This window comes from Pseudomonas sp. GW821-FHT01E05, assembly GCF_059422425.1.
In genome coordinates this window covers 305,619-315,460 of record NZ_JBWKWW010000002.1, presented here as the reverse complement: position 1 = coordinate 315,460, position 9,842 = coordinate 305,619, and the positions used below count along the sequence as shown (strand labels likewise).

Below are 9,842 nucleotides of genomic sequence, written 5' to 3'. Positions count from 1 at the left end.
TTATGAAGCGTGCTCCTCAACTTTCTATTTTGCGCGGCTTACTTTTTTTGTTTGATATCGACAATGTCGATGATCCGGAAAGGGAGGAGATTATTGTTTCTAAGAATGTCAATGATAAATATGAGCTTGCTGAGCTCTTCGATATACTGATGAAGCCGGAATTTCTTTCCTATAGCGACAGTGATCGTGAGTGGTATATAGACACGTTGAAGCACTATCTAAGTGCGAATGAGAGTTTTGACTCGATCTTTACCAAAATAACTACCTATTTTGACGATGATGTTCAAGATCAACGGCAATTTATGCAGGTTCTTTTTGAGTGTTTGACACGCTATCAGTCTGAAGCATCGAAATCAAAGTAGGGCACAAGTAGATGTGGGGATTTATTTTTGGATCGTTCCCACGCTCGGCGTGGGAATGCCTCACTGGACGCTCCGCGTCCGCTTCGGCAGTGACGCAGAGCGTCACGGGCTGCATTCCCACGCAGAGCGTGGGAACGATCATAAGTAACGAAGATACCTGGATTGCTCCTGTCTAAATCCGCGAGCACATTTTCCCAGACTCGACCCACGATCATTTTCACGCGCTCGATCGTGGGCAAGCGTCGCTCCTACATTGATTGCGTTCCCTTGTAGGAGCGAGGCTTGCCCGTGAAGGCGGTTTGTCAGGCGACTAAAATTCTGGGCGAACTCGTCGGAGATTTCCTGCGAGTTGTGGTGGTTTGTGTGAACTGGCGCGCAATGAGCTCCATGGATAGTCTTTGGCTGTCACTGCGCATTCAGTGGCAGGGTGTAGGAACCCTTCAAAACTATCAGAGACGCGAAAGCGTCGACGCCTGATTTGCGGCCATTACTGTGCGTCCGTAAGATCAGTTGCGGCGGCTGTGCGCGGGCACGCTTCGGCGTGGTCGAGTTTCTCTGGTACTCGGTATTCCTACCCCGCGTATAGCTGCCACCCAAGCCTGTAGGAAGGCCGATGGTAGCTCCCATACTTACCAGAGGTCTCAAAATGAAAACACTTACCCCCGATCCACCCCTTTCAACCTCGACCACTCAAACGTCCAATCGCTTCATGGCCCTCACCAGCAACGATTGCGATATCCCGACTCTGTTTGTCGACACTCAAGCTCCCCTCGATGTGTTGCTGGAGGCTGCCGATTACCGCATTCGGGCTGTTACTCAGGTGATGGAGAGCCTGGCGATGCGCGAGGAGATTCATAGCGATGCGGTGATCCTGCATGACTTTGCGCGGTTGTGCGCCATTGCGTTGCGCGATGGGTGTGATTTGCTGGATGTGATCGGGCGTCGGTTGCAGGCGCAGGTTTCGAAATAACGCTGATGATCGTTCCCACGCTCCCGCGTGGGAATGCCTCACTGGACGCTCTGCGTCCGCTCTTGTGACGCGGAGCGTCACGGGCTGCATTCCCACGCAGAGCGTGGGAACGATCGGAAGATCGCAGGCTTCGCCAGCTGCTACAGGTAAACGGCGCCTGTCCGCTTGGCTGTGAACCCCTGACGTCCCGCGCTGTACAAGGTAAACTTCGTCTCCTGCGCAGGAGCAACCATGAACTATCGCCACGCCTTCCACGCCGGCAACCACGCCGACGTCTTCAAACACCTGACCTTGACCCGCCTCATCGCCCTGATGTCGCGCAAGGAGCAGCCGTTTGCCTATCTCGATACTCATGCCGGTATTGGTCTGTATGACCTCAAGGGCGACGAGGCCAGTCGTACTGGTGAGTATCTGGAAGGTATCGCCCGGTTGTGGGGTGAGCCGGATCTGCCACTGCTGACGGCTGACTACATGCAGGTGTTGCATGAGATGAACCCGGATGGCGAGTTGCGCTATTACCCGGGCTCGCCGGAGCTGGCGCGGCGGTTGACTCGTTCTCAGGATCGGGTGTTGCTCAACGAGAAGCACCCGGAAGATGGGCGTTTGCTCAAGGACAACATGAAGGGTGATCGCCGCGTTGCGGTGCACCTGGGTGAGGGCTGGCATGTGCCGCGGGCGTTGCTGCCGGTGGCGGAGAAGCGGGCGTTGATGTTGATCGATCCGCCGTTCGAGCAGCTTGATGAGATGCAGCGCTGTGCGGCGTCGTTGAAAGAGGCGATTGGCCGGATGCGTCAGACGGTGGCGGCGATCTGGTACCCGGTGAAGGATCAACGGATGTTGCGCCGGTTCTATCAGGACCTGGCCGGCACCGGTGCGCCGAAGCTGTTGCGGGTGGAATTGTTGGTACATCCGCTGGATACGCCCAATAGCCTGAACGGTTCCGGGCTGGCGATCGCCAATCCGCCGTGGGGGCTGGAGGAGGAGTTGCGTGAGTTGTTGCCATGGCTGTCGAAAAAGCTGGGGCAATCTCAGGGTGGCTGGCAGATGGATTGGTTGATTTCGGAGTAATCAGCAGTAAGCAGATTGAAGATCAAAAGATCGCAGCCTGCGGCAGCTCCTACAGGGATTTCGATACACCCGTAGGAGTTGGCGCAGCCTGCGATCTTTTTGCTTCACCCGATCAAATCGGGCAAGTCACGCCTGTGCCGCCGATCCCGCAGTAACCCTCAGGGTTCTTTGCCAGATATTGCTGGTGATAAGCCTCGGCGAAGAAGAACGTCGGCGCTTCTTCGATTTCGGTGGTGATGGTGCCTTTGCCAGCCTTGGTCAGTTCGGTCTGGAAGACTTGCTCGCTGTGCTTGGCGGCGGCCAACTGAGTCGGGTTGGTGGCGTAGATCACCGAGCGGTACTGGGTACCGATGTCGTTGCCCTGGCGCATGCCCTGGGTCGGGTTGTGCAGTTCCCAGAACATCTTCAGCAGCTCTTCGTAGCTGACTTTTGCCGGCTCGTAGACCACCAGTACCACTTCGCTGTGGCCGGTCAGGCCGGAGCAGACTTCTTCATACGTCGGGTTCGGCGTAAAACCGCCGGCGTAACCCACCGCCGTACTGACCACGCCTTCGCGCTGCCAGAACTTGCGCTCAGCGCCCCAGAAGCAGCCCAGGCCGAAGATCGCGAAATCCACGTCGGTGACGAAAGGGCCCAGCAACGGGGCGTCGTGGACGAAGTGTTTTTCCGGCACGGTCATCGGGGTTTCGCGGCCAGGCAGAGCTTGTTCTTTGGTTGGGAGCACGTTTTTGTTCACCAGAATTTCCGAGCGCAAGACCATGATCAGTCCTCTCAGTCAGATTGAGTTAACAGTAAGAAGTCAGACTGACAGTTTGCCCGAGTGTTACAGCGCTGTCAGGCGATTGGGCCACGCGGGTAGCGTTTAAGCTTTTCGATCAGCTCAGAGCCCGGGATCGGTCGGTCGAACAGGTAACCCTGGCCGACGTCGCAGCGGTGGCGGCGCAGGAACGCCAACTGCTCGGAGGTCTCGATGCCTTCGGCGACCACTTTGAGTTTCAGGTTGTGGGCCATGGCGATCACCGCGGAGGTGATTTCCATGTCGTCCTGGTTATCCGGGATTTCATGAATGAAGCTGCGATCGATCTTGATGATGTCGATCGGGAATTTTTTCAGGTAGCTCAGGGATGAATAACCGGTGCCAAAGTCGTCCATGGCCAGGGTCAGGCCCAGGCGTTTCAGTTGGTCGAGCTGCAAGTGAGTGTCTTCAGTAGCTTCCAGCAGCAGGCCTTCGGTCAGTTCCAGCTCCAGCAGGGAGGCGGGCAGCTGTTCTTCCTTGAGGATGCCGGCGATGGACGCCACCAGGTCCGGGTCGGAAAACTGCTTGGGCGACAGGTTGATCGCCACTTGCAGATCGCCCAGGCCGGCGGCGCTCAGTTGCTTGCTCATGCAACAGGCCTGACGGGCGACCCATTTTCCAATGGGAATGATCAGCCCGGTTTCTTCGGCGACGCTGATGAACTGGTCCGGACGGATCATGCCCTTTTCCGGATGGTTCCAGCGCAGCAAGGCTTCCATCCCCAGTAAACGGCCACTGCGCAGGCAGAGCTTGGGCTGATAGAACACTTCCAGCTCGTTCTGGGTCAGGGCGCGGCGCAGGTTGTTTTCGACGAAAAGTTTGTAGCTGGCTTCGGCGTTCAGCGCTTCGGTGAACACTTGAACCTGATGCTTGCCGTTGGCTTTGGCCTTGTGCAAAGCGAGCCCGGCGTTGCGCATCAGGGTTTGCGGGTCGCGGCCATGCAGCGGCGCGCAGGCCAGGCCCACGGAGCCGGTGACGCTGATCAACTGGTTGTCGACGAACATCGGCTTGTCCAGTGTCATCAGCAACTGGCTGGCGACTTGCTGGCCGGCCTCAAGGTCGGTGTCGTCGAGCAGCACGGCGAATTCGTTACTGGCGAAACGCGCCAGGCTGCCGCTCGGGCTCAGGCTGTTACGCAGCCGTCGGGCGAGGCTGATCAGCAGTTTGTCACCGGTTTGGTGGCCGAGGCTGTCGTTGATCCGCTTGAAATTGTCGATGTCCACCAGCAGCAGGCTGATCGGGGTGTCGCTGTCGCGGGCAAAGCGCTCGTCGAGGTTGCGGATGAACGCCGGGCGGTTGCCCAGGTTGGTCAGGTTGTCGGTGTAGGCCAGGCGCTCGATGCGCTGTTGGGCGAGCTTGTTCTGGGTGATGTCTTCGTAGATGCCGATGTAATGCGTTAGCTCTCGATTGTCACCGTAGACCTTGGATATCGACAGCTGGCCCCAGTAGGGTTCGAGGTTTTTACGCCGGCTCTTGAACTCGCCCTGCCAGCTGTTGCTCTTGGCCAGGCTCGACGGTGCGTCGAACAGCAATTCGCTGAGGTTTTCCAGTGCCGGCAGTTCCGACAGCTTGTGGCCGTGGACTTCTTCGGTGCTGTACTGGGTGATCGCGGTAAAACTCGGGTTGACGTATTCCACCACGCCTTCGCAATTGACCAGCAGAAAGGCGTTGGCGCTTTGCTCGACAGCCCTCTGGAACAGGTGCAGGGCGCTGGTGGCGGTGCGTCGGTTGTGGTTGTTGATGACCTGGGCGAACTGATCGGCCAACTCGCCGGCGAAGGCAATCTCATCCGACTGCCAGGCGCGGGTCATGCCGGTCTGCTCAAGGCAGAGCACGCCGACTACCTGGCCGTCGACACGAATGCTGGCGTCGAGCAAGGCGTGGACGTTGCGCGGCCGCAGGCTCTCGGCCATTTCCCGGGTGCGTGAATCGTGCATGACGTTATGGGCGTCGATCGCCCGGCTGGTGTGCAGGGCTTCCAGATAGCCGGGGAAACCGCTCGCATCGATGACGTCTGGCATCCGGTATTCCCGGGAGCCTCGGTTGTACGCAGAAATCGGCACCAGATGCTGGTCTACGAGATTCCAGATGCTTGCACTATCGACCTCGTAGATGTCGCAGGCGCTGCGGGTGATCAATTCGGCGGCTTCTTGCAGGGAATTGTTGGTGCTGTAGCGCTGGCGAGCCAGGAGCAGAATCAGGTCCTGCTGGGCACGAACCCGCTCCAGGTGCTGGAGCTGTTCCTGCTGCGCTCGCTGGTTGAGTTCCAGGGCAATCTGCAGGCGGGTGTTCTGAGTCTCCAGATCCAGCACTGGCTGTTGCGGGTCGTCGTTGAACAGGCCCCCGACCACCAGCAGGTAGCCGCGTAGCAGGTGCCGATTGTGTTGTTTGTAGGCCTCACCCAGTTCCAGCAGGCTCAAAGGCCCTTGGCTGGTGTGCAGCGTATAGCGGATCAGGTAATGCGGGCTTGCGGTCAATTGCTGCTGAATCGCGTCATGCAGTTGATAGCGCGCTTCAGGCTCCATCAGGCTGGCATAGGGCGAACCCACGAGTGCGCAGAGCTCGACGGCAGCCAGACCGAATTGACGTTCGCAATTGGGATCAAGGAACAGCAGCGCCCAGCTAGCCTCATTCAGCCGCTCGAAACGCAGCATGCCGAGCCGCGAGGGCACAGGCAACTGCGTCACTACCTCGGCCACCATACGGCTGGTGGCATCGGGTTGGCTTTTCATGGGGAAACTCGCTTCGAAAATGCTGATCGCGCCGGGCTCGCGCCCTCTTTACTGTTGCCTGCGGCAAGGTTGCATCATGCGGCACAGACTGACAAGTGAGATGAAGGCTAAGTGCTATAAGAATGTGTCGGCACGGTGGAGGATTTCTGCAGGTGACACGCAAACTGATGTTCATGGGACAGCGTACACCTGCCCCATAGACACAGCGCCTTGGGTATCAGCGCAGGGCAATACCCACTGATTGCAGGAGGGTGCCCTGTTTGTCGTAGTAATCGACGTTGATGCGCTCGGTATCGATGGTCATGCGCGCGAAATTGTCCTGGCTGACCACGGGGCTGGTGAGTTTCTGGTGATAGCCGCCGTGGCCAAGGCCGGCGAGCGGTTGGTCCAGGATGAAGCTGCCGGCGTTGGCATAGGGCAGCAGCTTGCTGTTGCACAGCGGTGAGGAAACGATGGTGTGGACCATGAAGTCCGGGTCTTCGCAGTGGGTCAGTTGGCTGGTCAGCGAGCCGTGTACATCGCCGGCGATAAAGATCACATTCTTGACCTTGTTGCTGCGGATGGATTCAAGGATCCGGTCGCGCTGCGCCGGGAAAGATTTCCAGGCATCACCGTCATCGTTCTTGCGGTCCGGGTAGAACATGACGCTGCTGACCACCAACTTGACCCTCGCGTTGCTGGTGACAAGCCAGTCGAGCAGCGCGTGTTCCTGTTCACTGTCGAGAATGCGCCGGTCTTCTTTGGCAAGAGTGCGCCGGGTCCGGGTATCCAGCACGAACCATTCAATATCTCCATGAGCGAACTGATACCAGTAGTGAGGAATACTGCGCTCCAGCTGCCCTGAAGGCAAAAGCGCGTGGGCCGGGCTGTGGCTGCACTGGTAGAGCTCATAGGCGCGGATGGCACTGTTGAACAGCGCCTGGTCACCGCTGCTGGCCCTGGCCGGCCAGTTATCCTCGATTTCATGATCATCCAGAATCATGTACGTCGGCACATGGGCCATCAGCTGGTGGATATGCGGCTGAGAGAATGCCGTCCGGTACTTGTGCAGAATGTCTTCGTATTCGCGGTCCGGCGCGACGATATTCAGATCATCGACGTACACCTGATCCCCTGTCATCAGCATCCCGTCGACCGGGGTCCTGGAGTCTCGTACCAAAGCGTTGATCGCTGCAAATATACCGTCACCCAGTTCGGGATCTGAGGGTATGCCTAACGTCATGCGCAAGTAACGGCAGGAGCCAAGGATATAGGAACGTGGCAGGGCCTTATCGTTCGAACAGGTGTTAAACGTATAAATACGCTCTGGCCATCGCAGCGCAAGATCGTGGACGGTTTCCACGGTTTCACCCCTGTCAGCCGTGGTGAACCAGCCCGCCTGATACTCGTATCGGGTATCCGCTTCCAGCCCTTTGAGTACAACGATGCCCGTCATATCGTGCAGCTTGTCCAGCAAGACGAAAACGCCTTGCGACCATGCCTGCTCTCCCGCCCGGCGATGGCGAATACCGCCGAAGGTCAGAGGCGCTCGACTATAAATGGCACGCAGCAATATGCGCGAATGATGGGCAGTGGTATGGCCAATGATCGGGCCAACGCTGGGTTTGATCATTCTCGAGTCCTGTCGAAAAAAGCTTTTAATAAATAGTTATTGCCAGCGCAGTAAAGGGTTGGGTTTTGTATCGATAGGGTTAACGACACGAGGGGGGCAGGTTGTTCAAGTCGCGAGCTTTAGCGTGTGGTTTTTGGGGACGTATGAAGTCCGTAGCTCGGTAACGTGCTGTAGGCGAGAAGTTGTCAGGCTCGTCAGAACATTCGACTTTGATCGGGAAGGGCTGGAGATCAATCCAGACAAAAAAGCTCAGGCAAAAAAAGCCCCGCCAAATTGGCGGGGTTGAGGTACGAGCGTGGCGCTCGGAAACAGTGCTGAACCGGCTCTCCCATGACAGAAGAGCCGGTTTGAGGCTTACAGCAGGATGGTGCGGATGTCGCCCAACAGGTCGCTCAGACGCTTGGTGAAGCGTGCAGCAGCGGCGCCGTTGATCACACGGTGATCATAGGACAGCGACAGTGGCAGCATCAGTTTCGGCTGGAAGGCTTTACCGTCCCAGACCGGCTGGATGGTTGCCTTGGAAACACCGAGGATCGCGACTTCCGGCGCGTTGACGATCGGCGTGAAGCCGGTGCCGCCAATGTGCCCGAGGCTGGAGATGGTAAAGCAAGCACCCTGCATGTCGTCAGCCGAGAGCTTCTTGGTCCGGGCTTTCTCCGCCAGTACGGCAGCTTCGGCAGCCAGTTGCAGCAAGCTCTTCTTGTCGACGTCCTTGATGACCGGTACCAGCAGGCCATCTGGAGTGTCGACGGCGAAGCCGATATTGACGTACTTCTTGCGGATGATCGCTTTGCCGCTTGGCGCCAGCGAACTGTTGAAGTCCGGCAGTTCCTTGAGCAGGTGTGCGCAGGACTTGAGCAGCAGTGGCAGCACGGTCAGCTTGACGCCGGCCTTTTCTGCGACGGCTTTCTGAGCAACACGGAACGCTTCCAGCTCGGTGATATCCGCCTGGTCAAACTGGGTCACGTGCGGAATGTTCAGCCAGCTGCGATGCAGGCTCGACGCGCCGATTTGCATCAGGCGAGTCATCGGCACTTCTTCGATTTCGCCGAAACGGCTGAAGTCGACCACCGGAACCGGAGGAATGCCCGCGCCGCCAGTTGCGCCGCCAGCAGCTGGTGCTTGCTTGGCCTTCTGCATCATGGCTTTGACGTAAACCTGCACGTCTTCTTTCAGCACACGGCCGTGCGGGCCGCTTGGGCTGACTGCACCCAGCTCGACGCCGAATTCACGGGCCAGTTGGCGCACCGCAGGACCTGCGTGAACCTTGGCGCCAGGCTTGGCCGGGGCAGCAGCAGGTGCAGCAACAGGAGTGGCGGCAACAGGTGCAGCTGCCGCTTGCGCAGGAGCGCTCGGTGCCGCAGCGGCAGGCGCAGGAGCAGCAGCGGGAGCGGCGCCTTTGACTTTCAGTTTGAGGATCAGGTCGCCGGTACCGACTTCGTCGTCCAGCTTGATGGAAACGCTTTCCACCACGCCAGCGGCAGGCGATGGAATTTCCATGCTCGCCTTGTCGGATTCCAGGGTGATCAGCGACTGATCGGCCTCAACGGTGTCGCCGGCCTTGACCAGGACTTCGATGATCTTGGCCTTGCCTGACGAACCGATGTCCGGGACGTGAATGTCCTGGACGCTGTCAGCTACCGGTGCAGCTGGGGCCGCGGCGGCTGGCGCTGGAGCAGCGGCGGCCGGCGCAGCAGCCTGAGCTGGCACGGCAGCAGCCGGTGCCGCAGCACCCGCCACTTTCAGGGCCAGAATCAGGTCGCCAGTGCCGACTTCGTCGTTGAGCTTGACGCTGATGCTTTCGACCACGCCAGCGGCGGGCGAAGGGATTTCCATGCTGGCCTTGTCGGATTCCAGGGTGATCAGTGATTGATCAGCCTCGACGGTGTCGCCGACCTTGACCTGGATCTCAATGATCTGGGCCTTGCCCGACGAACCGATGTCCGGCACGTGCACTTGCTGAGTGGTTGCAGCCGCTGGAGCAGCAGCCGCTGCAGGAGCAGGAGCGGCAGCCGGTTTTTCTTCGGCCTTGGCAGCAGGCGCGGCAGCCGCTGGCGCCGCCGCGGCACCTTCGACTTCCAGTTCCATCAGCTCGTCGCCTTCTTTCAGGCGATCGCCCAGCTTCACTTTCAGGCTCTTGATGACACCGGCCTTGGGGGCCGGAATCTCCATGCTCGCCTTGTCCGACTCAAGTGTCAGCAGGCTCTGGTCAGCTTCGATGCGATCACCGACCTTGACCATCAGTTCAATTACTTCACCTTCACCGCTGCCGATGTCAGGTACGCGAATGAGTTCGCTCACA

7 protein-coding genes are annotated in these 9,842 nt (G+C 58.6%); 3 read left to right on the top strand and 4 right to left on the bottom strand.

The genetic code is table 11. The features are described from left to right. The first annotated feature begins 2 nt into the window (after nucleotides 1-2). From AC07W5_RS04935 to AC07W5_RS04925, 3 genes are all read left to right on the top strand, one after another. Nucleotides 3-362 carry a hypothetical protein gene (locus tag AC07W5_RS04935; RefSeq protein WP_495022885.1) on the top strand — a complete coding sequence of 120 codons (360 nt, stop codon included), beginning with the start codon at nucleotides 3-5 and terminating at the stop codon, nucleotides 360-362. Nucleotides 363-1,008: 646 nt separating this feature from the next. Then, on the top strand, nucleotides 1,009-1,332 hold the full coding sequence (locus AC07W5_RS04930) for a hypothetical protein (RefSeq protein WP_495022884.1): 324 nt from the start codon (nucleotides 1,009-1,011) through the stop codon (nucleotides 1,330-1,332). 231 nt (nucleotides 1,333-1,563) lie between these two features. After that, on the top strand, nucleotides 1,564-2,400 hold the full coding sequence (locus AC07W5_RS04925; RefSeq protein ID WP_495022883.1) for a 23S rRNA (adenine(2030)-N(6))-methyltransferase RlmJ: 837 nt from the start codon (nucleotides 1,564-1,566) through the stop codon (nucleotides 2,398-2,400). Between the two features lie 112 nt (nucleotides 2,401-2,512). Here AC07W5_RS04925 and msrA read toward each other — a convergent pair whose 3' ends face one another. The 4 genes from msrA to aceF form a co-directional block, all read right to left on the bottom strand. Then, nucleotides 2,513-3,160 (bottom strand): peptide-methionine (S)-S-oxide reductase MsrA, encoded by a 648-nt coding sequence (msrA, locus tag AC07W5_RS04920; RefSeq protein WP_495013386.1) that lies wholly within the window; start codon nucleotides 3,158-3,160, stop codon nucleotides 2,513-2,515. Nucleotides 3,161-3,234: 74 nt separating this feature from the next. Beyond that, a complete protein-coding gene (locus AC07W5_RS04915; RefSeq protein ID WP_494993379.1) occupies nucleotides 3,235-5,928 on the bottom strand; it encodes a sensor domain-containing phosphodiesterase in 2,694 nt (897 codons plus the stop codon). 217 nt (nucleotides 5,929-6,145) lie between these two features. After that, nucleotides 6,146-7,540, bottom strand: coding sequence for an alkaline phosphatase D family protein (locus tag AC07W5_RS04910; RefSeq protein ID WP_495022882.1), 1,395 nt, complete (start codon nucleotides 7,538-7,540; stop codon nucleotides 6,146-6,148). Between the two features lie 354 nt (nucleotides 7,541-7,894). After that, complete coding sequence (gene aceF / locus AC07W5_RS04905) at nucleotides 7,895-9,841, bottom strand: dihydrolipoyllysine-residue acetyltransferase (RefSeq protein WP_495013388.1); 1,947 nt, start codon at nucleotides 9,839-9,841, stop codon at nucleotides 7,895-7,897. Nucleotide 9,842: the final 1 nt, after the last annotated feature.

What these genes read in the sequence shown, in the direction of transcription:
- AC07W5_RS04915 (WP_494993379.1), bottom strand. Translation starts at nt 5,928, where the DNA reads ATGAAAAGCCAACCCGATGCCACCAGCCGTATGGTGGCCGAGGTAGTG.
- AC07W5_RS04910 (WP_495022882.1), bottom strand. Translation starts at nt 7,540, where the DNA reads ATGATCAAACCCAGCGTTGGCCCGATCATTGGCCATACCACTGCCCAT.
- AC07W5_RS04935 (WP_495022885.1), top strand. Translation starts at nt 3, where the DNA reads ATGAAGCGTGCTCCTCAACTTTCTATTTTGCGCGGCTTACTTTTTTTG.
- msrA (WP_495013386.1), bottom strand. Translation starts at nt 3,160, where the DNA reads ATGGTCTTGCGCTCGGAAATTCTGGTGAACAAAAACGTGCTCCCAACC.
- AC07W5_RS04925 (WP_495022883.1), top strand. Translation starts at nt 1,564, where the DNA reads ATGAACTATCGCCACGCCTTCCACGCCGGCAACCACGCCGACGTCTTC.
- AC07W5_RS04930 (WP_495022884.1), top strand. Translation starts at nt 1,009, where the DNA reads ATGAAAACACTTACCCCCGATCCACCCCTTTCAACCTCGACCACTCAA.